Annotated in this window: 17 protein-coding genes; 11 read left to right on the plus strand and 6 right to left on the minus strand. The window is 68.6% G+C overall.

Annotated features, from left to right (window positions below):
• Positions 1–108: 108 nt before the first annotated feature.
• The 5 genes from nadA (at position 109) to KBZ19_RS00395 (ending at position 6,937) form a co-directional block, all read left to right on the plus strand.
• Entirely contained in the window at positions 109–1,056 is a 948-nt protein-coding gene (gene nadA / locus KBZ19_RS00375; RefSeq protein WP_255100011.1) for a quinolinate synthase NadA, read from the plus strand.
• Between the two features lie 68 nt (positions 1,057–1,124).
• On the plus strand, positions 1,125–2,138 hold the full coding sequence (locus tag KBZ19_RS00380) for a ligase-associated DNA damage response exonuclease (protein WP_255099273.1): 1,014 nt from the start codon (positions 1,125–1,127) through the stop codon (positions 2,136–2,138).
• A 349-nt stretch (positions 2,139–2,487) separates the two neighbouring features.
• Positions 2,488–2,832 carry a hypothetical protein gene (locus KBZ19_RS00385; protein ID WP_255099274.1) on the plus strand — a complete coding sequence of 115 codons (345 nt, stop codon included), beginning with the start codon at positions 2,488–2,490 and terminating at the stop codon, positions 2,830–2,832.
• 578 nt (positions 2,833–3,410) lie between these two features.
• Positions 3,411–5,045: a M10 family metallopeptidase C-terminal domain-containing protein gene (locus KBZ19_RS00390; protein ID WP_255099275.1), complete on the plus strand. Its 1,635-nt coding sequence runs from the start codon at positions 3,411–3,413 to the stop codon at positions 5,043–5,045.
• A 179-nt stretch (positions 5,046–5,224) separates the two neighbouring features.
• Entirely contained in the window at positions 5,225–6,937 is a 1,713-nt protein-coding gene (locus KBZ19_RS00395) for an ATP-dependent DNA ligase (protein ID WP_255100012.1), read from the plus strand.
• A gap of 67 nt (positions 6,938–7,004) precedes the next feature.
• On the opposite strand, the gene KBZ19_RS00400 is transcribed toward KBZ19_RS00395, so the two are convergent.
• The 4 genes from KBZ19_RS00400 to KBZ19_RS00415 form a co-directional block, all read right to left on the minus strand.
• Complete coding sequence (locus tag KBZ19_RS00400; RefSeq protein ID WP_255099276.1) at positions 7,005–7,631, minus strand: DUF4178 domain-containing protein; 627 nt, start codon at positions 7,629–7,631, stop codon at positions 7,005–7,007.
• A 93-nt stretch (positions 7,632–7,724) separates the two neighbouring features.
• Positions 7,725–9,272 carry a polyamine aminopropyltransferase gene (locus KBZ19_RS00405; RefSeq protein WP_094510624.1) on the minus strand — a complete coding sequence of 516 codons (1,548 nt, stop codon included), beginning with the start codon at positions 9,270–9,272 and terminating at the stop codon, positions 7,725–7,727.
• Complete coding sequence (locus tag KBZ19_RS00410) at positions 9,269–9,502, minus strand: hypothetical protein (RefSeq protein ID WP_094510625.1); 234 nt, start codon at positions 9,500–9,502, stop codon at positions 9,269–9,271. Before KBZ19_RS00410 ends, KBZ19_RS00405 begins: the two co-directional genes overlap by 4 nt.
• Before the next feature lie 30 nt (positions 9,503–9,532).
• Positions 9,533–10,546, minus strand: coding sequence for a hypothetical protein (locus KBZ19_RS00415; RefSeq protein WP_255099278.1), 1,014 nt, complete (start codon positions 10,544–10,546; stop codon positions 9,533–9,535).
• Positions 10,547–10,610: 64 nt separating this feature from the next.
• Between KBZ19_RS00415 and KBZ19_RS00420 the strand changes: the two genes are divergently transcribed.
• From KBZ19_RS00420 to KBZ19_RS00435, 4 genes are all read left to right on the plus strand, one after another.
• The gene (locus tag KBZ19_RS00420) at positions 10,611–10,820 is read left to right on the plus strand and encodes a DUF350 domain-containing protein (RefSeq protein WP_094510627.1); all 210 of its coding nucleotides are present in this window, start codon (positions 10,611–10,613) and stop codon (positions 10,818–10,820) included.
• A gap of 82 nt (positions 10,821–10,902) precedes the next feature.
• Positions 10,903–13,419, plus strand: coding sequence for a DEAD/DEAH box helicase (locus tag KBZ19_RS00425; protein WP_255100013.1), 2,517 nt, complete (start codon positions 10,903–10,905; stop codon positions 13,417–13,419).
• Between the two features lie 47 nt (positions 13,420–13,466).
• Positions 13,467–14,189, plus strand: a complete 723-nt coding sequence (locus tag KBZ19_RS00430) for a PspA/IM30 family protein (protein ID WP_094510628.1) — start codon at positions 13,467–13,469, stop codon at positions 14,187–14,189.
• Positions 14,186–15,151 carry a substrate-binding domain-containing protein gene (locus KBZ19_RS00435; protein WP_255099280.1) on the plus strand — a complete coding sequence of 322 codons (966 nt, stop codon included), beginning with the start codon at positions 14,186–14,188 and terminating at the stop codon, positions 15,149–15,151. The genes KBZ19_RS00430 and KBZ19_RS00435 overlap by 4 nt, the downstream gene beginning before the upstream one ends.
• Positions 15,152–15,180: 29 nt before the next feature.
• On the opposite strand, the gene KBZ19_RS00440 is transcribed toward KBZ19_RS00435, so the two are convergent.
• Complete coding sequence (locus KBZ19_RS00440; protein ID WP_255099282.1) at positions 15,181–17,166, minus strand: NAD-binding protein; 1,986 nt, start codon at positions 17,164–17,166, stop codon at positions 15,181–15,183.
• A gap of 172 nt (positions 17,167–17,338) precedes the next feature.
• On the opposite strand from KBZ19_RS00440, the gene KBZ19_RS00445 reads away from it, so the two are divergent.
• Positions 17,339–19,870, plus strand: a complete 2,532-nt coding sequence (locus KBZ19_RS00445; RefSeq protein WP_255099284.1) for a glycogen/starch/alpha-glucan phosphorylase — start codon at positions 17,339–17,341, stop codon at positions 19,868–19,870.
• Positions 19,860–22,076 (plus strand): PhoX family phosphatase, encoded by a 2,217-nt coding sequence (locus KBZ19_RS00450; RefSeq protein ID WP_255099285.1) that lies wholly within the window; start codon positions 19,860–19,862, stop codon positions 22,074–22,076. Before KBZ19_RS00445 ends, KBZ19_RS00450 begins: the two co-directional genes overlap by 11 nt.
• 15 nt (positions 22,077–22,091) lie before the next feature.
• On the opposite strand, the gene KBZ19_RS00455 is transcribed toward KBZ19_RS00450, so the two are convergent.
• Positions 22,092–24,236, minus strand: a complete 2,145-nt coding sequence (locus KBZ19_RS00455; protein WP_255099287.1) for a 4Fe-4S binding protein — start codon at positions 24,234–24,236, stop codon at positions 22,092–22,094.
• Positions 24,237–24,340 lie beyond the last annotated feature (104 nt).

Consider the following 24,340-nt stretch of genomic DNA (forward strand, 5'->3'; position numbering starts at 1 on the left):
TCCCTAGGGTGGTGTCATCTTGGCCCAGAAGCCTTCTGGACGCCGTCCGCGACACCCTCCACTCCCGCCATCGACACCGTCACCACCAGCCCGCTCCCTACCAGGCCGCTGATCGTCGGCCCCGCTCCCGCCCGGCACGCGCTGCCGCAGGCGATCCGGGAGCTGGCCAGGCAACGCCGCGCCGTGATCCTGGCGCACTACTACCAGAACGCTGAGATCCAGGACATCGCCGATGTGATCGGCGATTCGCTCGAACTCTCCCGCCGCGCCGCCGACACCGACGCCGAGGTGATCGTGTTCTGCGGCGTTCACTTCATGGCCGAAACCGCCAAGATCCTCAACCCCGGCAAAACGGTGCTGCTGCCCGATCTGGAAGCGGGCTGCTCCCTGGCCGATGCCTGCCCCGCCGAAGCTTTCGCCGCCTTCCGCGCCCAGCACCCCCACCATTACGTGGTGAGCTACATCAACTGTTCGGCGGCGGTGAAGGCGCAGAGCGACCTGATCTGCACCAGCAGCAACGCCGTGAGCCTGGTGCAACAGCTGCCCGCCGACCGGCCAATCCTGTTCGCACCGGATCAGAACCTGGGCCGCTGGGTGGCGCACCAGAGCGGCCGTGAACTCACCCTCTGGCCCGGCAGCTGCATCGTGCACGAAACCTTCAGCGAGCAGGCGCTGCTGAAGCTGCGGCTCGATCATCCCGGGGCCGAGGTGATCGCCCACCCGGAATGCCTGCCCAACATGCTGGATCTGGCCGACTTCATCGGCTCCACCAGCAAGCTGCTGCACCGCGCCGAAACCAGCGAGGCCACCGCTTTCATCGTGCTCACCGAGCCGGGCATCCTGCACCAGATGCGCCTGAAGCTGCCCCATAAAACCTTCTATGAAGTGCCCGGGCAGGACGGCTGCAGCTGCAATGCCTGCCCTTACATGCGCCTGAACACGCTCGAGAAGCTCTGGCACTGCCTGGCCACGCTGGAGCCGGCGATCGAGCTGGATGAAGCGGTGCGCACCCGGGCGCTGCTGCCGATCCAGCGCATGCTGGAGATGAGCCGCTGAGCGTGGCCTTCGCGCCCTGCCCTGGCTCGAGGCCGGCGACCGAGCCCGGCTGTTGATCCCGCATCGCCATGCTGCCGCCGGGCTCCCTGATCCAGCACACCCCCCAGGGGCTCTACTGCCCGGCCGCCGACGCCTGGATCGACCCCTGGCGCCCGGTGCCACGCGCCCTGCTCACCCACGCCCACGCTGACCACGCCCGGCCCGGCAGCCAGGTGTACTGGGCGGTGGGCAGCGCCGCCGGCGTGCTGCGCCAGCGACTGGGCCAGGGCATTGATCTCCGCCAGATCGCCTACGGCCAGGAGCTGCGCCTCGGCGATGCCACCGTGTCGTTTCACAGCGCCGGGCATGTGCTGGGTTCGGCCCAGGTGCGGATCAGCGCCGGCGGCGAAACCTGGCTGATCAGCGGCGATTACAAGCGTGATGCCGACCCCAGTTGCGTGCCGTTCGAGTCGGTGCAGGCCGATGTGCTGATCACCGAGGCCACCTTCGGTCTGCCGGTGTATCGCTGGCGGCCGGGCCAGGAGGTGGCCGCCGAGATCCACGCCTGGTGGAATGGTGCCCCGGAGCGGCCCTCGATCCTGTTCTGCTACGCCTTCGGCAAGGCACAGCGTCTGCTGGCGGAGCTGCACCAGCTGGGCGTGCGTGAGGAGGTGCTCCTGCATGGCGCCGTGCAGACCCTGATGGCGCCTTACCGCGAGCAGGGGATCGCCATGCCGCCCACCCGGCCCGTGAGTGAACTGCCCCGCAGTGAACCATTGGCGGGCCGGCTGGTACTGGCGCCCCCGTCGGCGCATCGTTCGGTGTGGATGAAGCGGTTCAAGGCACCGCAGACGGGCTTCGTGAGCGGTTGGATGGCGGTGCGTGGTGCCCGGCGGCGGGGCGGCTACGAGCGGGGCTTCGTGCTCAGCGACCACGCCGACTGGAACGGTCTGCTCACCACCGTGCGCCAGAGCCGCGCCCAGCAGGTGTACGTGACCCACGGCCAGAGCGACGTGCTGGCCCGCTACCTGCGCGACGTGGAAGGCATCAGCGCCGAGCCCCTCAGCGGCGGCATTGCGGCGGAGCGTGGGGAAGAGACGTAGGGGGGGGTTGTGACCGTTGATCTGGTGTACGGAATCCGCGAGCCCTGAAGCTCTGCATCAGACGGCACACCTTGGCGTCGCGACTTGACTGCCTTCGTGCGTCGATGGGTTCGCTGTTTCCGGCCTTAACGGGCAGAGTTGCTTGCCTTCGGATGGAGGGTTGCCGGCGAATGATGAAAGCGAATGGCTGCTGACTGCAGGCTGAACCTTCATGAATTGCCGGTACACTCGCAGCGGCGACCCCTCCGATGCTGTTGCTCCCGGTGGCCCTCCGTGCCGGCTGCATGCGTGGGTCAGGCCGCAGGGAATGGTCGCCACACTTCAGATTTGATCACACACCACGGCTGCCATGACTGCATTCCGCACGTTGCTGATCTCGATGTTTCTTGCCCTTCTCGGCTACACGGCGGTGGTGATCAGCCAGCAAGGGTTTGGCCTGTTGGCTGTCTTCATCGGCAACCTGCAGCAGCTGAAGTGGTCCGGGCAGTTCAATCTGGATTTCTCGTTCATGCTGATGATCTCCGCCCTCTGGGTGATGTGGCGTCACCAGTTCAGTGGCGTGGGGGTGATGCTTGGTCTTGCTGCTTTGGTGGGCGGTGTTCTGTTTCTCAGCACGTATCTGTTCATCCAGAGCTTCCGGCTGAATGGAAAGATGGTGCCCCTGTTGATCGGCCCGCAACGGGTGTCTGCCTGAACCGCTGCCCAAGGAGCCCGTGTTTCCAGAACGACACGGACTGCGTGCAAGTCGCGAGACTGCCAGCATGAACCAGCGCAACCAGACGCCCTTGCCCTATGGGAGACAGTCGTCGTCGGTTCTGTAGGCAGAAGACACCGAACGAGCCCCTTGCCCTGCAGGAAGGTGTGAACCATTGGCAGAACAACGGCTGCTCTGGCCAGGATGAGGGGGTGACTGTCTTGTCGCTCTGTGGGGTAGTGGCTCTTCATCTCCCCTGGAAGTTCTTGTTGGTCACCACCACACGAGGCTGCAGGACTCACCCACGATCAGCCAGGCGCATCGACGCCAACAAACCATTGTCAACCTGCCACGCCTTGCTGGCTCCTTGGCGTGCGCCAGTTTAGGGATGCTGTCCATCCCAGGGAAACCAATCCGTCGGCACGGCGTGATCGGCACCCCTGCAGGCCAGCGACTGATCACACGCACGACAGCATGGAAAGCCTGCAGCGCTCTACAAAGCTGTGGCATCGTCATGCAGTGCTCAGCAGAAGGGTTCTCTGTAGAGTTCAGTCGAAGCTACACATCCGGATCATCGAATGACAACCGGCAGCCTGGCGATCAACAACAGCAGTGGCGAGCCGCTGAGCTACTGGGTGGTGTCCAATGGCTACACCTCCGAGCAGATCGTGAGCACGGGAACGCTCACGACAGGAACGAACAGCATCTCTGTGCCATCAGGCAGCAACTTAAGAATCTATGTGTCGAGCACGGATATCTTCACGAGCCAGAACAACGCCGGTGGCGGCGAACCGAGTGGGCTCTCCATCCGTGATGCCTTCAGTTTTTATGAGTACACCTGGGATGGAACCTACAGCAGCACGGGATTCAGTGCTGATGTCAGCTATATCAACGACTGGGCCTATCCCATTCAGTCGAACCTCAATGGCACCACCTACGGATTCCTGGATGCCACGGCGATCGCCCAGGCCATGGCTGCCCTGCCTCCACAGAACTTCCTGCCCCAGAGTGCGGCAAGTCTGGCGGCCGTCGGCACCGTTTCCGACCTCTACGACGCTGCCAACCGTCGTTTCATCGGCCCGATGTCGATCTGGCAATGGCAGGCCGGTGAGTCTTTCTGGACCCAGCAGGCGGCGGCCGTCTCGCTGCCGCCGGCGATGGCGGCGGGATGGGCCATCTTCGGGGCCGACGTGCCCTGGGGGCCGATGCCCTGGGGAGGAGTCTCCCCTACGGCCAGCGGGCTGCAGCCGTCCGGCCAGGCCAGCCAGCTGTCTGCGGGGGGAACCCCCGCCCTGCCCGCCCTGGCGGCCGGGGTGCCGCTGCCTGCTGGCTACCCTTCACCCACCTTCGGCTTCGATTTCTCCAGCAATCTCAACTGGAGCACGATGAACAATGGAGCCGGATCGAGTGTGGATCCCTCCGGCGACTCACTCTTCTATGCGTCCAACTTCAATGTGTGGAATTTCGGCTATGCCTTTGGCTCGCCGGATGCTCCTGCTGGCAATTATGCGCCGGACGATCCCTCCAATCCGAACGCTTATACGTCAATCCTGCGTGCCCAGGCCAACACCGAAGGCGGGATGGGTCTTTATGCCAATGGCAACCAGGACTTCGTTGGATTCTACACCTTCGCCAAGGACGACTACAACGCCAATTATCAAGGCAATCTTCAGCAGCTCACCATCACCATCGGTGCGCTGGCTTCCGCCTCCACCGGCGGCTCCGGCAATGATGAAGTGGTGGGCACCCGCCGCAATGATGTGATCTCCGGCGGTTACGGAGCGGATCTGCTCTCCGGGGGAGCAACGCCGCCCAGTGGCCTGCAGGAACCCGGCCGTGATGCCATCACCCGTCAGCCCTTGGGGGGATCCAGGCAGGCTCTGCCAGGCCGTGATGGTCGCGATGTCTTCGTCTACGTCCGGGCCGACAGCAGCCTCAACACCAAGCACCAGCGCGATGTGATCACCGACTTCGATCCTTCCGATCAGATCGATCTCTCAGCGGTGGATGCCCGTTCACTTCAAGCGGGGCAGCAACGCTTCAGCTGGATCGGGCAGCGGCAGTTCAATGGTACGGCGGGCCAGTTGAGGATTGATGTCTCCCCTTTCCGCCATGCTTTGTTGCAGGGTGATGTCGATGGCAACGGCAAGCCTGACTTTGAGGTGAAGCTCCTGGGCGTCGATCTGTTCACACGCTCCAACCTCCTGCTCTGAAGGAATTCACGTTCCGAGGGTTCTGCCAGGGCTGGCGTTGGCGCTTGAGGCTTCCGGCGCACGTAGCGGATGGCGCTCATCCTCCCGCTGATTGCCGATTGCCCATTGGTCACGCCACCTCACCTCTGATCGCTACAACCGGCGCCAGGGCCGATGCCCTGCCCACCCATCCCCTACCTGTGCACGCCTTCTGTGACCTGTTCGAGTGCCTGGATCGCAGCAGCGGCACCAAGGCGCGCGTGGCGGCGCTGGTGGGGTACTTCCGCGAAGCGCCCGCGGGCGATGCGGCCTGGGCACTTCAGTTGCTGCTCGGCAAGCGGCGCCGTCGGCTGCTCACCGGACGGCGTTTACGGGAGATCTGCCTCGGGGCGGCCGGGCTGCCGGAATGGTTGTTCGAGGCCTGCCACTCCCAGGTGGGGGATTCGGCGGAAACGATCGCCTTGCTGTTGCCCCAGCTGAAGCTGCCGGCTGGCGAACCGCTCGACCTGCCGCTGTCGGTGTGGATGGCAGAGCGGTTGCCGGCGCTGGCAGCGCTCGACGGCGAAGTGCAGGCGCAGGCGGTGCTGCAGATCTGGTCAGCCCTGCCGCCAGCGCAGGTGTTCGTGTTCAACAAGCTGCTGACTGGCGGTTTCCGGGTGGGGGTATCCACCGGCCTGGTCACACGAGCCCTGGCCGAGGTGAGCCAGCTGGAGGAGGCGGAGCTGGCCCATCGGCTGATGGGTGGCTTCGAGCCCAGTGCCGCCGCCTTCACCGCCCTGCTCAGCCCCGCCGCCAGCGGTGAGGACGCACCGATCAGCCGCCCCTATCCCTTTTTCCTGGCCAGTCCACTGGAGCCGGAGCGGCTGCTGACGGACGACCCCGCTGATTGGCGCGCCGAGTGGAAATGGGACGGCATCCGCGGCCAGCTGATCCGCCGCGCCGGCACCACCTTTCTCTGGAGCCGTGGCGAAGATCTGGTCAACGAAAGCTTCCCGGAGCTGGTGGCCCTGGGCGATGCCCTGCCGGACGGCACCGTGCTCGATGGGGAAGTGATCGTGTGGCCGCCGGCGGCGGACCGTCCGCTTGGATTTGCGGCCCTGCAACGGCGCCTGGGGCGGCGCAGCGTGAGTCGAGCGCTGCGTCAGGCCTGCCCGGCTGCGTTCGTTGCCTATGACCTGCTGGAAGCGGGCGGCCGTGACCAGCGCCAGCACCCCCTGGCGGCGCGGCTGCAGGACCTGGTCCAGCTCGGCGCGGGGTTGGGGGAGACCGCCGCTGAGGAGTTGAAGGGGGTTCTGCGCCTGTCGACCGGGCTGCCGTTCCAGAGCTGGGAGGAGCTGGAGCCGCTGCGCAGCCAGGCGCGCCAGGCCGGCGCCGAGGGCCTGATGCTCAAGCGGCTGGATTCGCCGTATCTGGCGGGCCGCAAGCGGGGCCACTGGTGGAAACACAAGCTCGAGCCGATGGAGCTCGATGCAGTGCTGCTCTATGCCCAGGCAGGCAGCGGCCGCCGCGCCAACCTCTTCACCGACTACACCTTCGGGCTATGGGCCACCGCACCATCTGACTCGGTGGATCCGGAACCGTCAGCACAAGGGACCAGCCCGCGCCAGTTGGTGACCTTCGCCAAGGCCTATTCCGGTCTTGATGATGCCGAGATCTCTGAGCTTGATCGCTGGATCCGGCGCCACACCACCGAACGCTTCGGGCCGGTGCGGGCGGTAGAGCCGCTGCAGGTGTTCACCCTCGGCTTCGAAGGCCTCCAGCGCTCCGGACGGCACCGCAGCGGGGTGGCTGTGCGCTTCCCTCGCATCCTGCGCTGGCGCCGCAACAAACCGGCGGCTGAGGCCGACACCCTGGCGGCCGCCGAAGCCCTGCTGGAGGATGGCAGGCCAGGACCAGGGTCCGCAGAAGGATGACGGCTGTAACCGTGGGATGGCAGCCACCTCCTGGCGGCAGGGTCACCGCCCCTTGCGGTAGACCAACTCAGCGGTACACCGAGCGCCCATCGCCGGGCAAGAGGCTGAGCTGGCCGGGATCGATCAGGCGGCCCACACTGAGCTCGGGTGGGTCGGGGGTCTGACCGGCAGCGGCAGCAGCGGCCAGATCCCACTGCTCCAGCGACAGGACCAGGCCGTCGCTGGCGGTGTAATCGGCGTAGCGGCAGCCGCTCTGGCGCCGGTTCATCACCCGCGCGCTGGAGCTGATCGAAGCCCGGCCCTGCTCCTTGAGCGCATAGGTGACACCGTCGAGCTGCAGCCGCGCCGGGAAGCGGCCCGCGCCGGAACCGGCCAGCGACGCTGGATCCAATGCCGAAGCGCTGACGCTCTCCAGCCAACTCACCTCCAGCCAGTCGTCTTCGCTGACGCTCAACCAGCGGGCGTCGTTGCCGTCACGCAGCAGATACTCCAGCCACTCGAAGCCTTCCTCGGCACACAGCAGCCTGTCCTCCACCACCCAGTCGCGCCCTTCGAACTGCACGATGTCGCCGTAGCGGAGGGTGAACAGGGTGCGGTCCTGGGGCAGGGCAGCCGGGCGGCGGCACCAGCGCCGCAGCTGCAGCACCACGACAGCTGCCACCAGCAGCCCCAGCAGCAAGATCCACACCGTCATCGGCTCGATTCCAAGGGCCGGCCACGGCCGCCGGTAGCGGCGAGCCTATCGACACCACCCTGGCGGCCAGGCACATCGCCACCATTGCTCAGCTCACGGCCCCGACCAGCGGCTCTGGCGCTGGTACTCGGACAGCACAGGACGCAGCAGGCGGTTCGGCCGCACCTGCTCGCCGGCCGGCAGGCGCAGGTCCCGCGGCAGCGGGAACAGGCGTGCGATCTGGGCGTCATCGGCCCAGCGGCCGCTGAACGGCAACGGGGCGGCCTGCAGGGTCTGGCCCGCGCGGTAGGCGATCACGAAGCCCCAGGGGCCGAAGCTGGGCACATCCACGCTGTAGGCGCGCGTGGTGAGCGGCAGTTGCTCGAAAGTGGCCTGGATCGAGGCCAGCACTTTGGGGGTGAAGAAGGGCGTGGAGGCCTGGGTCACCAGCCGCCCGTCCGGCGCCAGCAACTGCAGCAGCCGGCCGTAGAAGCTGACGCTGTAGAGACGCGCCAGCGGTGCAGTGGCGGGATCCGGAAAGTCGGCGATCACCACGTCGTAGGCGCCTGGCAGGTGCCGCACCCGCTCGAAGGCGTCGCCACTGTGGAGATGCACCCGCGGGTCGTCGAGGCTGCCCTGGTTGAGCCGCCGCAGGAAGGGGTGCCGGCGCGCCAGCTGGAGCATGGCGGGATCCAGCTCCACCAGATCCACTCGCTGCACACCCGGCCAGCGCAGCACCTCCCGCAGTGCCAGGCCATCACCGGCACCGAGCAGCAGCACGCGATGGGGCTGCCGGTGGAAGGCCATCACCGGATGCACCAGCGCCTCGTGGTAGCGGTATTCGTCGAGGCTCGAGAACTGCAGGTTGCCGTCGAGGAACAGGCGCAGGTCATCGCGGCGGCGCGTCAGCACGATGCGCTGGTGACGGCTCTGCACCCGGCCCACCACCGGGTCGTCGTAGAGGCTGTCTTCGATCCTGTCGCCCAGGGGCAGCACAGCCCAGGCCACCAGAGCCACCAGCGGCAAGGTGCCCCCCACCAGCCAGCGCCAGCGGCGGCTCAGGGGGAACACCCGGCAGATCACCAGGCAACTGAGCAGCGGCACCAGCGCCAGCAGGCCGGCGGTGGGCAGCAGGCCCAGCCAGGGCAGCAGCACCAGCGGGAACAGCAGCGCCCCCACCAACGCGCCCAGGTAATCGAGCGCCAGCACCCGTGCCAGCGCCGTGCGCAGGTGCTGCTGGGTCTCCAGCAGGCGGGTGAGCAGCGGCACCTCCATGCCGCCCAGCACCCCCACCAGCAGGGTGAGCACCACCAGCCCCAGCCAGACCGGCCCGCCGGCACCGAACAGGGCGAACAGCCCGAGCGGCGCCAGCAGGCACAGCGGGCTGAGCAGCAGTTCCACCAGCAGGAACAGCCGCAGCAGCCGGGCGAACGGGTTGGGGCCACAGGCGAGGAACTGGCTCAGCCAGGCCCCCAGGCCCATCGCCGCCAGAAAGGTGCCCACCACGATGCCGGTGGCCAGGGTGTGGTCGCCCAGCAGGTAGCTGGCCTGGGTGGCGAGCATCAGCTCCAGCACCAGGCTCACGGTGGAGGACACCGCTGCCGCCGCCAGCAGCACCCACACCTGCAGGGGGCGCAGCGGCGGGGCGGCAGCGGTGGTCACTTGGCGGAGCCCGGTCCTCGCCCCTGAAAGCCCGACCAGCTGCGCGAGCGGTCCGGCGCCGCCACCCAGCGGCCCGCCCGGTAGCTGCCGCCGTAGCGCACGCCGCTGAAGCTGGCCGGCGTGCCCTCCTGGCCGAGGCGGAACAGAGCCGGCTGCAGGATGGCCGTGCCGGTGCCCACGCCCACGGCGCCGACGGCCAGCAGCAGGATCACCGCTTGTTCACGGGGCATGTCGAGCGGTCTCCCAACTCTCTGAGCATCTCAGGCGCGGGCGCCCGGTGGGCGGATCGGCAGCAACGGCACCTGGAAGGCCGTATTGATGCCATCCTCCACCCACAGCTCCAGCCATTCGATCTCCCAGGGGTCGTCCTGGGGAGCGAAGGCTTCCGGCACCGTCACCCGCACCCGGTAACTGCCGGGTTCCGCCAGCCGCAGGTAGTACGCCTCAGAAAGCGTGAGCCAGTGGTCGCCATCGCTCGCCTGCTTGACTAACGGCAGAGTGACCTGATGATCGAGGCGACGCTCGCCGGCCGCATCGCTGAGGCTTAAGCAGAGCAAGGCCGTGGTGGGCGGATACGTCTCAGGCTTGGCGCCATCGGGAAGCTCCCAGTGAGCGTTCACCACCAGCTTCACCAGCCCCGGCCCGCCTAGCGGCAGGCGTGCAGCCGCCACCCCGTGCTCCACCCGCAGCAGGCGCCGCGAGCGCGCCGCGCCGTACACCGCCCCCAGCAGGCAGAGCACGATCGCCTGGGTGACCACCGCCGTGAACACCAGCAGGCCGGCGGCAACGCTGTGGTTGCGCACTGTGCCGCGCAGTGTCACCGGTGCCTGGAGCGGTAAGCCGCTCGCGTCGAGCAGCTCTTCGGGCGTCACCTCGAGTTGGAAACGGCCGCTGCTCTGTGGGCGGAGCTGGAGCAGCAGGGCCGTGTCCTGCTCCTGCCAGCTGCCGCTGTTGCCGCCATCCGTCCAAAGTCCGCTCTCACGCCAGCCATCCTTGTAGAGCTCCAACACCGTTCTGCCTGCCTGATCGAGCAGGCGCACTTCCAACACCACCGTGCTGTTGGAAGGGATGTCCGCCTCCATGGCGATCCGCGGACTCCCCAGCCAGCCATCGCGCAGCTCGAAGGGCTCGCTGCGGCCCGGCTGCTCCTCCGTCGCCACCAATACCAGCCGTTGCGGTGGTTCGAGCGCGGAGAGCGCCAGCACCGCAAGGGGCAGCAGCGGCAGCAGCAGCAAGGCCAGCAGCGGCCAGCGCACCGTCGTGGCCGCCGTCACGCTGCCGCGAGGTCGGCCTGCTCCCGGGGAGTCCCTACCCTGACGGTGAAGGCGTGACGTGGTCATGGTCAAACCGCTGCTCCAGTTGCTGCTGACAGTTGGCTGGACGTTCTTCGGCGTCATCCTCATCTACGGCGGCCTGCTGCTGTTCGATCGCCTCTCGCCGATCGACTACCGCAGCGAGATCCGCAAGGGCAACATTGCTGCCGGGGTGGTGCTCGGCGCCGTGATCCTGGCGATCGCCGCCGTGGTGGTGGCCGTGCTCTCCAGCTGACGGGCGGCGCGACTTGGCCAGCCGCAGGGGCGCGCCGCTCCGCCCGATCGAAGACTGGTTCCAGCTCCAGGGCTGGCGGCCGATGCCGTTTCAGCGCCAGTGCTGGAAGGCCTATCTGGAGGGCCGCGACGGGCTGATCCAGGTGCCCACCGGCGCCGGCAAGACCTACGCCGCCGTGATGGGTCCAATCGCCCGCATGCTGGCGCGTCCAGGTGCGGGCATCCGGCTGCTGTATCTCACGCCGCTGCGGGCGCTCAGCCGCGATCTGGCCCTGGCGATCCGCGCGCCGATCGAGGCGATGGGCTGGCCGCTGCGCGTGGGCATCCGCAATGGCGACACCGCCAGCGCCGAGCGCAGCCGCCAGCTGCGCCAGCCGCCCCAGATCCTGATCACCACGCCGGAATCGCTGTCGGTGCTGCTGGCGGGGGCCAAGGCCGACGAGCTGTTCGGCGGCCTCGAAACGGTGGTGCTGGATGAATGGCACGAGCTGATGGGCAGCAAGCGCGGCAGCCAGTGCGAGTTGTGCCTCAGCTGGTTGCGCCAGCGCCGGCCGGGCCTGCGCACCTGGGCGATCAGCGCCACGATTGGCAACCTGGAGGAGGCGGCGCGCGCGGCGGTGGGGGCAGCGACTCCGCCGCCGTTGATCGTCACCGCCAAGCTGCGCCGCCACACCGAGATCCGCAGCCTGCTGCCCGACCAGATCGACGGCTTCCCCTGGGCGGGTCACCTGGGCCTACGCATGTATGAAGAGCTGGTGGCGGCACTCGATCCCGCCGTCTCCACGCTGCTGTTCACCAACACCCGCAACCAGTCGGAGCGGTGGCATCAATGCCTGCGGTATGCCTGCCCGGAAATGGAGGGGGCACTGGCGCTGCACCACAGCTCGATCGACCGGGCCGAACGGGAGGCGATCGAAGCGGGGGTGAAGACAGGCGGGATCCGCTGGGTGGTGTGCACCAGCTCGCTCGACCTGGGCGTTGACTTTCAGCCGGTGGAGCGGGTGGTGCAGATCGGCAGTGCCAAGAACCTGGCGCGGCTGCTGCAGCGGGCCGGCCGCTCCGCCCATTGCCCCGGCGGCACCTCCCAGGTGCTGTTCATGCCCACCAACGCCCTGGAGCTGCTGGAGGTGAGCGCGATGCGGCGCGGGCTGGCGGCGGGGCTGGTGGAACGGCGCCGGCCGCCGCAGGCGCCCCTCGATGTGCTGCTGCAGCACCTCACCACCCTGGCCTGCGGGCCGGGCTTTGAGCCGGCACAGGAGCTGGCCAGCGTGCGCAGCGCCTGGAGTTACCGCCAGCTCAGCGACGACGACTGGCACTGGTGCCTGCGCTTCCTCGAGCACGGCGGCGACTGCCTCGGCGCCTATCCCCGCTACCGCAAGCTCGAACGCGAGCCGTTGGCGGCGCCAGCAGGAACCACGGCAGTGGAAGGCACCCCGCTGGCGGGTGCGGTGACTGAACGCACGCGTGAAACGCAAGACCACGCAGAAGCTCCCTTCCGTTACCGGGTGCGCGAGACCGCCATCGCCCGGCTGCACCGCCTCAACATCGGCACGATCACTGCCAGCCGTTCGATCACGGTGAAGGTGGTGCGGGGCGCCACGCTCGGCCATGTGGAGGAGGGGTTCGTCAGCCGTCTCAAGCCGGGCGATGTGTTCTTTTTCGCCGGCCGCCAGCTGGAGTTCGTGCGCCTGCGCGACATGACCGCCCTGGTCAAGGCCAGCACCCGCAAGAGCACCCTGGTGCCGGCCTGGGCCGGTGGGCAGATGGCCCTCTCCGATCTGCTCAGCGAACACCTGCGCCAGGAGGTCGACCGCTGCGCCCGGACCCTGGCGGCCAGCCGCAACCCCGAGGATGCCGCCACGCTCGACACCCCCGAGCTGCGCGCCCTGGAGCCTCTGCTGCGCCGCCAGCACGAGGTGTCGGCGTTGCCACGCGCGCATGAGTTTCTGGTGGAGATCACCCGCAGCCGCGAAGGCAGCCACCTCTACGCCTATCCGTTTGAAGGGCGCTTCGTGCATGAGGGCCTCGGCTTCCTCTGGGCCGGCCGCCTGGCGCGGCTTCAGGCCGGCACGATCACGGTGTCAGTGAACGACTACGGCTTCGAGCTGCTGGCGCCGCGCGGCTATCCCTTCGCCGAGCTGTTCGAGCAGGCCGGCGACGCGCTGCTGGAAGCGGCGGGGCTGCAGGACGACCTGGAACGCACGATCAACCTGTCGGAGTTGTGCCGCCGCCGCTTCCGCGCGATCGCCCAGGTGAGCGGGCTGGTGCTGAACGGCTTTCCTGGCCAGAACAAAACCGGCGGCCAACTGCAGATCAGTGCCAGCCTGCTGTTCGATGTGTTCCAGCAGCACGAGCCGGCCAACCGCCTGCTGGCCCAGGCACGCCGTGAGGTGCTCGACGAGCAGCTGGAGCTGGGCCGTCTGCAGGCCGCCCTCACGCGACTGCGGGCCAGCGAGCTGCGGCTGGAGCACACGCCGCGTCCGGGGCCGTTCGCCTTTCCGCTTCTGGCCGAGCGGCTCAACAACCGCATGAGCAATGAATCGGTGCTGACCCGGCTGGAGCGGCTGATGGCGGAAGCGAGGCGGGCCGAGGGGATCTGAGCCGCACTGGACGGGCTACGTACGCTGGGGCGACGGCGCACCTTCCCGTGAAGCGACTGATCTACTGGCTGATGGGCGATCGAGCCGGCCGTGTGGTGGTGGGTAGCTGGCGCTGGCTGTGGGGGCGGCCGGTGGAATCCGGCGGCCAGGTGGCGGTGGCGGTGGCGGAGGAATCCCTGCAGTCGATGCAGCTATCCGTGCAGAAACTCGCCCAGGCGGTGGCCATGCAGGTGGGCGCCTATGAGCGGGCCAAGAAGAAGTACCAGACGAAAACGATCGAGCTCAGCACCTACGAGCAGCAGGCCCAGCTGGCCCAGCGGGCCGGGCAGATCGACGGCGCCAAGCTGGCGATGGGCCGCGCCATCCAGATCGAGAAGCTGTTGCCCGCCCTGGAGCAGCAGGTGCAGCAGGCTGAGGCCTATGTCACCGCCTCCAAGGACAAGCTCAACCGGGAGCGCCTCAAGCTCGAGCACTACAAGAGCGACATGCAGAACATGAAGGATCTGGCGGAAGTGAATGCCGCGCTGGAATCGATCGCCAAGGTCAACAACGACTTCGACATCGGCTCCGCCCGCTCCTCCTTCGAGCAGGCAAGGAACGCGGTGGAGGGTCGAAATCTGCGCAACGCCGCCCTCGCCGAACTCAGCGAAAATCCGCAGGAAAAGCTCACGGCCGATCTGGAACAGCTTTCGCTCGATGCGGAGGTCACCCAGCGGCTTCAGGCCCTTGAAGCTGCCCCCCTGCCCCAGTTCGAAGACAGGCAACCATGAACGGTGAGACACCGAGCGGCAAACGCAGCGGACCGCCGCCGATCGTTTACATCCTGCTGCTGGTGATCGCAGCCGGTGCTCTCTGGGGTGGCCGCAACCAACTCCTTGGCCTGCTGGGTGCCCGTCCTTCCCTGCCCGGCCTGCCGCAAGGGGTGCCCAGCCTGCCGCAGGGGCTCCCCGGTCTGCCGGGCCAGGAGCCTGCGGCGGCCACCTTCCCGCCGCCCAGCGCTGTGCCGGCCGGCACGGCCGTCAGCATCGATGGCTCCACCAGCATGGTGCTGATCAACGAAGCCCTCAAGGCCAGCTTCATGGCGGCGTTTCCGGGCACGGAGGTCACCACCGCCGCAGTGGGCACCGACAACGGCATCCAGGCGCTGCTGGGCGGCTCCGTGACCCTGGCGGCGATCTCGCGGCCGCTGACCTCTGAAGAGCAGGGGCGGGGCCTGAGAGCCGTGCCGGTGGCCGACGACCGGATCGCCCTGGTGGTGGGCATCGACAACCCCTTCCGCCGTGGCCTCTCCCGCAGTCAGGCGGTGCAGATCTTCCGCGGCGAGATCATCAACTGGGCCACGCTCGGCGGCCCAAATCGGGCCATCCGGGTGTTGAACCGCCCCAGCGTCAGCGGCACCCATTCGGCCTTCCGCGCCCTGGTGCTGGAGGGGCAGCCCTTCGGCAGTGGCCCCACCATCACCACCATGGAGCGCGACGCCACCACGCCGATGCTGCGCCTGCTCGGCACGGACGGCATCAGCTACGCCACTTACGCCCAGGTGGCTGATCAACAGACAGTGCGCGTGGTGCCGATCGACGGCATCACCCCGGAAGCGCAGGACTATCCCTTCAAGCGTCCCCTCTTCTATGCCTACCGGGAGCCGGCCGCCCCCGCCGTCCAGGCCTTCCTCGGCTACGCCCTCTCACTCCAGGGCAGCGCGGCGATCGCCGCAGGCGTGAAAGGGCCCTGATCAAGCGCTGCTCGGTTCACCCACTGGTCTTACGGCTGGGGTTCCAGCTGACGCTGACCTGGCAGCTGCCCTTCCAGCTGGCTGAAGATTCCCAACCGACGGAGCTCAGCGTGCAGCCGTTCGGCGGGCTCACGGTCGAGCAGCGGGGTGAGAGCCTCGGTTCGGGCGAGCAACCCAGTGGTCTCTCCCGGCGCGCAGCCCAACCAGCGGGCCAGACACTGCTGACATTCGAAACGCGCCTCCCCCTCTACTCCATCAGGCACGCGCAGCCGTAACCGCCAGGCTGGCGGCACGGCCTCCCCGCGCTCGATCCTGCGCAACGCTTTCAGCGTGGCCAATACCAACACCGCATCGCCCGTTGCCACCACCAGATCACAGGCCGGCAGCTCGATCACCGTGGCGCTGCCGCGGCGCCTCAGAGACACGGCAGTGACGCCATATCCGTGCTCCAAGCGGGCGATGGTGCGGCCGAGCAGGGTGTCGCCGGGCGCGATGCGGTAGCGCACCAGCAGCAGGTGGTGGCCGCCGATGCCCACCACCCCCTCCACCCGTTCCCCAAAGGCGGTAGCCACCAGGGCGTCAGCGGCCAGGTCCACCGCCGAGATCACCGTGACTCCGCCCAGCAACTCTCCTAGCCTGGGCGCCGCTGCCAAGGCGTGGGCAAGCACAGCCAGGCGTGCCTCGGGCCAGCGCCGCTGCAGCGCCAGCGCCGCTTCCAGATTCGCCAGCAGATCAGGAGAGAGCAGCCCCACGGCCGACACCCTGCTTCCCCTGAGGGCGGTCAGGGCCGCATCAACGCTCTCGTAGATGGGGCTGCCAGCCTTCTGGTCCTCCCAGTCCTCCCCCGGCTGCACCCGCACGACCGGCAACTTCTGGCGCTGGAGGGCGTGCGCCACGCCACGCGCCAGGTCGCCGCCTTCCACCAGCAACACCGGCCGCAGCCCCCGCCGCAGCCGGGCAGGACGTCGGCGCACGAGCCGATCACGCAGCAGCCGTTCCAGCAGCACGGCCACCAGCGCCGACGTGAGCAGGGTGCCCACCAACGAATAGAGCAGCGTGCCGGTGATCAACCAGCCGCTGGCCTCCGCCAGGCCTGCGCCGCCATCGAGCAGCACGTTGACCGGATCCACGTATTCCCCCTTGAGCAGCGCAAGGGTGACGAACATCCCCTGCCGCCAGCTGCCCGGCTGGGAAAACAGCTGTGGGCCGATCACCAGCAGCAGGGCCAGAGCACCCACGGCCAGCCACTGCGCCCGTGAACGGCGGGCGAGGGGCGCCAGCAGCCGCCGTGGCAAGGCGGTGACTCCCGCCACCGCTTCGGCGTGTTGGCCGGCGGCAGTGGGCGCCACCCCGAGCGGGTGGAATGATCCCGGCGTGAGCAGCAGATCGCTCCCACCGCCCCCGGCCTGGTCGGGGAGCTGCACCGGTCGCTGCCAGTGAGGGTCCTGGCGGGGCCCTTCCACCAAGTGATACAGCTGGCCATCCGCTTCAAAGCTGGCGGCTGCTTCGCCCGGGCGCAACGCGCCGCTGATCGCGCCGGTGGCCAGCAAGGCCGGGTCCACCACCGCCAGACCGGGCAGGCGGGCTTCCAGCAGCGCTCCCAGGCTGGCCTGCCGGCTGGAGGATCGCAGCACAATCGTGGCGTCGGGGTTGAGCAGGCGGCACTGCAGCGCCGCTTCCACATTCACCGAGCCATCGGAGCTGAGCAGCAGCACGGCGCGCGCCTGGTGCAGCCCGGCCCGCTGCAGGTCGCCGGGCTGGCGCATGTCGCCTTGCAGCAGCCCCGCGCCGAGCCGCTGCCGCAGGGAGGGATCGAGCCTGCTGGGCGGTTCCAGATCGAGCCCCGCCAGGGGCACATCGAAGCTCAGCAGGCGGCTCAGGCAGGCCTGGCCCAGCGAGCCGAGGCCACACACCAGCACCAGACCGGCCCGGCAGTCGACCGCCGTCGCCTGTCCGGTGCACCCGGCGTCATCGTCCTCGGATGGGCCGCGCACGCTCGCCGCCAGGGAGGACATCCATCATCAGCAGCGCGGCGATCATCAGCCGCGCCGGCGTGATCCAGGCGACAGCGCAGCAGCGCAGCAGCGGGACTGGCCGCGAAGTGTGACGGCTTCCGAAGCTCAACCGTGTGTTGAAGAGCCCTTAACCAGCTACCGACAGCTTGAAAGGGTTCCACGCCCGTCAGCAATGTCCGGATCGCAGACGCCGGGACTTGCGCCCTCCAGCGCCGACCTGCCCCTGCCGGCTAGCTACGGCGACCCGCAACGCAACGGGCTGAGCGCCGCCGATCTGGTCGACGGCATGACCGAGCACCTCTTTTACACACTGGGCCGGCAGGCCAGGGGGGCCAGCCACCACGACCTCTACATGGCGCTCAGCTATGCCGTGCGCGACCGGCTGATGACCCGCCACCTCGCTTACAAGGACGAGCTGCGGCGACTGCGGCCCAAGGCGGTGGCCTACCTCTCGGCCGAGTTCCTGATCGGGCCGCAACTGGGCAACAACCTGCTGATGCTGGGCATCGTTGAACAGGCCAGGGAAGCCCTGCGTCGTTTCGGGATCAACAACCTGGACACGGTGCTCGATGAGGAGGAGGAGCCTGGACTGGGCAATGGCGGCCTCGGACGCCTGGCGGCCTGTTACATGGAGTCGCTGGCCAGCCTCGAAATCCCCGCCACCGGCTACGGCATTCGCTACGAGTTCGGCATTTTCGATCAGCTGATCGAGCACGGCTGGCAGGTGGAGATCACCGACGGCTGGCTGAAGGGAGGCTGGCCCTGGGAATTGATTCAACCCGAGCGCAGCTGCAGGGTGGGTTTTGGCGGCCACACCGAACAGGTCCGCGACGAACGGGGTGAACTGCGGCATCGCTGGGTGCCTGCTGAAGCGGTCATCGGCATCCCCCACGACGTGCCGGTGCTGGGCTTTCGCGTCAACAGCTGCAACCGGCTGCGGCTCTGGCGCGCCGGCGCCGCCGAAGACTTCGATTTCCATGCCTTCAATCGCGGCGATTACTACGGCGCGGTGGAGCAGAAGGTGGGATCGGAAACCATCTCCAAGGTGCTCTATCCCAATGACGGCAGTGATGCCGGACGGCGGTTGCGGCTGCGGCAGCAGGCCTTCTTCGTGAGCTGCTCCCTGCAGGACATGCTGCGCAGCCTCGTGCTGCGGGGTATCCCGATCGAGGCGTTCGCTGATCACTGGGCCGTTCAGCTCAACGACACCCATCCCGCAATCGCCGTGGCCGAGCTGATGCGGTTGCTGGTGGATGAGCATGGGCTGGGCTGGGAAGTCGCCTGGGAGATCACCAGCCGATCGATCGCCTTCACCAATCACACCCTGCTGCCGGAGGCACTAGAGTGCTGGGATTTGGGCCTGTTTGCCTCGCTGCTGCCACGGCATCTGGAGGTGATCCTGGAAATCAACCACCGCTATCTGCAGGAGGTGCGGCTGCGCCAACCGGGCGATAACGACCTGCTGCGGCGGCTGTCGATCATCGATGAAACGGACGGCAAGCGGGTGCGAATGGCCCACCTGGCCGTGGCGGCGGCCCACAGAATCAACGGCGTGGCGGGCCTGCACAGCGAGTTGGTGCGCACCAGCCTCTTCCCCGACGCTGCCCGCCTCTGGCCGGAGCGGTTCACCAACGTCACCAACGGGGTGACACCGCGTCGCTGGCTGGCCCTCGCCCATCCCGACCTGGGGACCCTGCTGGACGAAGCGCTCGGAACTGCCTGGCCTGCCGCACCGGAGCTCTGGCAGCGGCTGGAAACCTGGCAGAACGATGCAGCCTTTCTGGAGCGCTGGGCCGGGGCGAAGCGCGCCGCCAAAGAGCGCCTGGCGGCTCTGATCGAGGCCCGAACCGGGCAGGTGATTGATCCGACCAGCCTGTTCGACGTGCAGGTGAAGCGGATCCACGAATACAAGCGGCAGCACCTCAATGCCCTGCAACTCGTGGCTCAATACCTCCGGCTCAAACGCGGCGACAGCGATGGCATGGTGCCGCGCACCGTGATCTTCGGTGGCAAGGCAGCGCCGGGGTATGCGATGGCGAAATTGATCATCCGCTTCATTCACGGCGTGGCTGGTGTGATCAACGCCGACCCCGATGTTCACGGGCTGCTGAAGGTGGTGTTCCTGGCCGATTACAACGTGAAGCTGGGGGAGAAGGTGTATCCAGCGGCCGATCTCTCCGAGCAGATCTCCACCGCCGGCCTGGAGGCTTCCGGCACGGGCAACATGAAGTTCACTCTCAACGGTGCGCTCACGATCGGCACCCTTGACGGGGCCAACATCGAAATCCGCGATCAGGTGGGTGCCGAGAACTTCTTCCTGTTCGGTCGCACCAGCGAGCAGATCGCCGAGCTGCGCGCCAAAGGTCAACCCCACGACCGATTGGAGGCAATACCATTGGCACGCGAGGCGTTGGATCTGATCAGCGCGGGCCACTTCAGCGAAGGGGATGGCAACCTGTTTCGCCCCCTGGTCGACTCCATCCGGGGGGCCGATCCCTATTTTCTGCTGGCGGATTTCAACGACTATCTCGCCTGCCAGGACCAGGTGAGCCGCACCTGGAGCCAGCCGGCCCTGTGGACACGCCGGTCGCTGCTGAACACCGCCCGCAGTGGCTTCTTCTCCTCCGACCGCGCCATCCGCCAGTATTGCGATGGCATCTGGGGCGTGCGCCCGCTGCGCATCGCCATGACCCATGGCTGCTGATCCGCTCCTGCGCCGCCGCGAGCTGCTCGCCCTGCTGGGGGTATCGGCTGCCGCTGCCGCCGCTTCTGGCGGGGCCAACCCGCCGGCCGCCCAGGCCCTTTCCCGCACGGCCGCGCGGCGGCCTCCCTCCCTGAACGCACTGCCCTTCAAGCCCCTGCCCGGCCCGCTGCCGTTGCCGGTGGCCGGGCTCAGTGGCGCCGAGCAGGAGCGGCTGTTCAGCACGATCACGCTCGATGACCGGCTGGTGGTGCCGGACGGCTACCGCGCCGAGCTGGTGGCGGTGTGGGGGGAGCCAGTGGCCGCAGGCCGCTTTGGCTACAACAACGATTACCTGGCCCTGCGGGAGCTGGGCGATGGCCTGGCCTTGCTGACGGTCAACTTCGAGTACATCAGCCCGCGGCCCTGGCTGGAAGGCTTCAAGGAAGCCACCGGTGCGGAGCTGCCCGGCCGCGCCGTGATCCAGGCGCTGGTGAAACGGGGCGGGGCTGTGGACGTGCCGTCGCTCGATCCCAGCGACCCCCTGGCGCGGCAGTGCCGCCAGCTGGCGGCGGAAGCCCTGCGCGATCTAGGCGTCGGTGTGATCGCTCTTCGCCGCGATGGCGAGGGCAGCTGGCGGCGCGAACCGGGCCGCTACGACCGGCGCATCAATGGGCTCAGCGGTCTGGAGGATCCGGCCGCCCTGCTGCGCGTGAGTGGGCCAGCGGCGGTGGTGTTCCGAGCCCGCGAGCGCCTCGGCTACGACGACGGGCTCGGCGATCGGGTGATCGGCACCTTCGCCAACTGCGCCGGTGGCGTCACCCCCTGGGGAACCGTGCTCAGCGCTGAGGAGAACATCCAGGATCAGGTGGTGGAGGCGGTGTATGCCGATGGCAGCGCCTCGTCGCCGGCCCAGCTGCCATTCCAGTTCGGCGAACAGCGCGTGAAAGGCCTCGGCAATCCCTTCGCCCTGGCCGGCAACAAGTACGGCTGGATGGTGGAGCTGGATCCGCAGCGGCCTGAGCAGCCCGCCGTGAAGCACAGCTGGCTGGGGCGCTTCCGCCATGAGGCGGTGGCGGTGCGCGCGCAGGCGGGTGAACCGCTGGTGGTGTATTCCGGCTGCGACCGCATGGGCGGCCATCTCTATCGCTTCGTGAGCGCAGGGCGGATCCGCGATGCGGCCGACTCTGCCAACTCTCGCCTGCTGGAGGACGGCCGCCTGGAGGCGGCCCGCTTCGCCGCTGACGGCAGCGGCCAGTGGATTCCGCTGGCGCCGGCCACCGCCGTCGACCCGCTGCTGCCCAGCCACTTCGAACGCCACGGTGTGTCGCAAGCCTGCCGGCTGCCCCACAGCGACCGGCGCCAGGCCGGCGCCGAAAGCTTCAGCAGCGATGCCCAGGTGGCCGACTACCGCCGCCGCTTCCCCACCCTCGGCGACCTCTACCCGGGCAAGGGGGAGCAGCGGATGGGGGCGATCCTGATCGATGCCCATCTGGCCGCCAGCGCCGCCGGCGCCACGCCCTCCGCACGGCCGGAGGACACCGATCTCGATCCGCTCAACGGCGACCTGTTGGTCGCCTTCACTGCCGGCGGCGCCAATGACGACGGCCGCGCCGATCCCGCCATCTTCCGTGGCCCGGCCGGTGAAGCCAGCTGGCCGCACGGCTGGATCCTGCGCCTCAGCGATGGCGGCCCCGAAGCGGGCAGCCGTTTCCGCTGGAGCATGGCGGCCACCGGTGGCACGCCATGGCAGGGCGGCGCCGGCTTCTCCAACCCCGACAACCTCGCCTTCGATCGGGCCGGCAACCTCTGGATGGTCACCGACCATTCCGGCCGCGGCAGTGAGATCCAGCAATTCGGCAACAACGGCTGCTGGCTGCTGCCCCGCAGTGGCCCGGCAGCAGGGGAGGCGCTGCTGTTCGCCACAGGGCCGATGGAATGCGAGCTGTGCGGTCCCTGTTTCGATGCCGCCGAAACCAGCCTGTTTCTTGCCGTGCAGCACCCTGGCGAAGTGCACGGCGCCAGGGCCGGTGAAGCCCGCGAAGGCCAGGGCTATCCGCTCGTGAACCGCGATGGCCGCACCTTCGAGCAGTTGCGGTGGGTGCCGCTGGGCTCGAATTGGCCGTCAGGGGTGCCGGGGCGGCCACCAAGGCCAGGGGTGGTGGCGATCCGGCGCTTGGATAGCGCTCCGCTGCTGGCGCCCACCAGCCCGCGCCCGAGTGATCAGTGATCAACGATCGGTGCATCAGCCCACCGCCACCAGCCAGCGGCCCGCCGCCGCCAGCAGCAGCGACGCCAGCGAGCCGCCCCACAACGACAACCGCCCCGGCGTCAGCAAGCGGCGCAGCAGCAGCAGTGAGCCTGCGGCGCCCACCAGCACCACCACGCTCTGACAGAAGGCGATCACGTGGGGGTCGGCGATCCAGGCCGGCAACGGCGCCTGGAAGCTGACCGGCAGCACCAGCCCCGCCTCCGCCATGCCGAGCGGCAGATGGCGCGCCAGCAGGAGCGCCCACAGCAGCGGCAGCAGGCCGTAGAGCGACAGGCGGAGACCGGGAGCTGGCACGGAGGCCCGCAGCGTCGCCACCAGCCGGACCAGCAGGAAAAGCGCGGCCGGCAGCGCCAGAGCCAGAGCCGCAAAAGCGAGCCGGGGCAGCAGCGGACCCTCCTGCAGGCTGGCGGGCGCCAGCGGCAGGCCGCCCAGCAGACGTTGCCACACGTGCAGGCACACGCCACCGGCCAGCACCAGGATCAGGCCGGCTTCCCCCGCCGGCGGCCGCATGTCGCGCTGCAGATCGGCGGCGGGGGGCCGCACACTGAGCTGTACCGAGCGGTGCGGACAGGCCTGGACGCAGGTGAGGCAGAGCACGCAGTTGCGGTTGTCGGCCAGGTGGGCGGGATGGGTGCCGAGCGGGCAGCCGGCCGTGGCCAGCCCCTCGCCTTCCGCCGGCCCCCCTTTGAAGCAGGCGTAGCTGGTGCAGCTGCCCCCGCAGACGCCGGCCTGGGCACGCAGCTCCAGCACGGAGAGCTTGGCGAACAGGCCGTTCATGCCCCCCACCGGGCACAGATAGCGGCACCAGAAGCGCTTCTCGAACAGCACCGAGCAGATCACGGCGCCGGCGGTGATCACCAACAGCAGGCTGCTGCTCAGCCGGGCCTGGTTTTCCATGCCGCTGAGCTCCTCCCACAGCAGGATCGCCGCGAAGCCAGCCGCCAGGCAGGGCGCCGCCCAGACGTCGGTGTCGCCGTGGGGCCAGGCGGCGGGACGCCAGCCCACGGCGCGGGCCAGCCGCTGGGCGATCTCCCCCCACACCATGAACGGACAGAACGAGCACCACAGGCGCCCCACCAGCGGGTAGCCGATCAGGATCAGCGGCCACCACCAGGCCCAGAACAGCACCAACCCACCGTTGTGGGCGCGGTCCTGGGGGCCGGCCCACAGCCAGATGTTCACCAGCACGAACACCCAGCTCACCACGCCGAACAGCAGCGCGTTCCAGAAGCGCGGTGCCCGCATGGCGCCGCGCAGAGAGGGCTTCCAGCGCCACAGATCGAAGCGCAAGCGCGGCTGACGTGGCGCCAGCCAGAACACCTCCTCAGGCAGTTGCGGGAATGGGCGCTGGGTGGCGGCATCGGCAGACGGCACAGGCAGCTGGCGCAGGGCCCGCTCCACCAGCTGCTTGAGCTCGCGGATGTTGCCCGGGAAGTCGTGGGTCTGAAGCCGCCGGATCACCTCCGCCCCCACCGCCGGCGCCAGCGGCCAGCCCAGGTGGCGGCTCTGCTGGCGCAGCAGGTAGCGCAACCATTCGCCCAGGTCCTGGCGCCGCACCCGCAGCGCCGGCACCCGGATGCGGCTGCAGACCCGATCAAAGGCCGGCAGAGCGGATTCGGCGGTGAAGAACACCCGCCCGGCGAAGTGATGCTGCGCGCCAGCCTGGCCCTGGGGCGGCTCCCCCGGCGCTTGCCAGCTGCCGTCACGGGCCAGTTGCAGCAGCGCGGGCTGCAGGACGGGATCGACCCGATCGAGCTGGCAGATCAGCAGGGCGCCATCGCCGAGGGCCTCCAGCAGCGAGCCGCGCCCGCCACTGCCGGCGGCACCGAACAGGTCACTGCCATCGGCGCGCAGCAGCGCCCCATCCAGCCGAACCATCAGGCGGCGGCGGTGGCTGGAGCCACGGTGAATCAGGGCCGCCAGGTTGTCCTTCTCCAGCCCCGGCTCCCCCGAGAGCAGCACCGGCCCGTGCGCGGGGTCGGCGGAAGCGCGGTGCACCGCCGCACGCAAGGTGCGGGCGTAGCGGCTGGAGCCCACCACGCCCCGCCGCGCCGCGCCCACCAGAAACGGAGCCAGCCGCAGGAAGGCCTCGGGCACGTTGGACGAATCTTGAGTCACTGATGGTGGAGCCGGTTCCCTTTCGCGAGGCGAGGCGAGAGAGCCTTCGGAGTCCGGGGGCAGGGGCACGTTCAAGGCCAGTGCCTGCGTATCGCTCCACTCTG

This window comes from Synechococcus sp. L2F (genome assembly GCF_024345695.1).
Classification (GTDB): Bacteria; Cyanobacteriota; Cyanobacteriia; order PCC-6307; family Cyanobiaceae; genus MW101C3.

Bases quoted from the DNA above. Each gene is read 5' to 3' on its own strand.
- KBZ19_RS00390 (WP_255099275.1), top strand. From the start codon at position 3,411: ATGACAACCGGCAGCCTGGCGATCAACAACAGCAGTGGCGAGCCGCTG.
- KBZ19_RS00385 (WP_255099274.1), top strand. From the start codon at position 2,488: ATGACTGCATTCCGCACGTTGCTGATCTCGATGTTTCTTGCCCTTCTC.
- KBZ19_RS00440 (WP_255099282.1), bottom strand. From the start codon at position 17,166: ATGTCCTCCCTGGCGGCGAGCGTGCGCGGCCCATCCGAGGACGATGAC.
- KBZ19_RS00380 (WP_255099273.1), top strand. From the start codon at position 1,125: ATGCTGCCGCCGGGCTCCCTGATCCAGCACACCCCCCAGGGGCTCTAC.
- KBZ19_RS00450 (WP_255099285.1), top strand. From the start codon at position 19,860: ATGGCTGCTGATCCGCTCCTGCGCCGCCGCGAGCTGCTCGCCCTGCTG.
- KBZ19_RS00435 (WP_255099280.1), top strand. From the start codon at position 14,186: ATGAACGGTGAGACACCGAGCGGCAAACGCAGCGGACCGCCGCCGATC.
- KBZ19_RS00400 (WP_255099276.1), bottom strand. From the start codon at position 7,631: ATGACGGTGTGGATCTTGCTGCTGGGGCTGCTGGTGGCAGCTGTCGTG.
- KBZ19_RS00445 (WP_255099284.1), top strand. From the start codon at position 17,339: ATGTCCGGATCGCAGACGCCGGGACTTGCGCCCTCCAGCGCCGACCTG.
- KBZ19_RS00420 (WP_094510627.1), top strand. From the start codon at position 10,611: ATGGTCAAACCGCTGCTCCAGTTGCTGCTGACAGTTGGCTGGACGTTC.
- KBZ19_RS00410 (WP_094510625.1), bottom strand. From the start codon at position 9,502: ATGCCCCGTGAACAAGCGGTGATCCTGCTGCTGGCCGTCGGCGCCGTG.
- KBZ19_RS00425 (WP_255100013.1), top strand. From the start codon at position 10,903: ATGCCGTTTCAGCGCCAGTGCTGGAAGGCCTATCTGGAGGGCCGCGAC.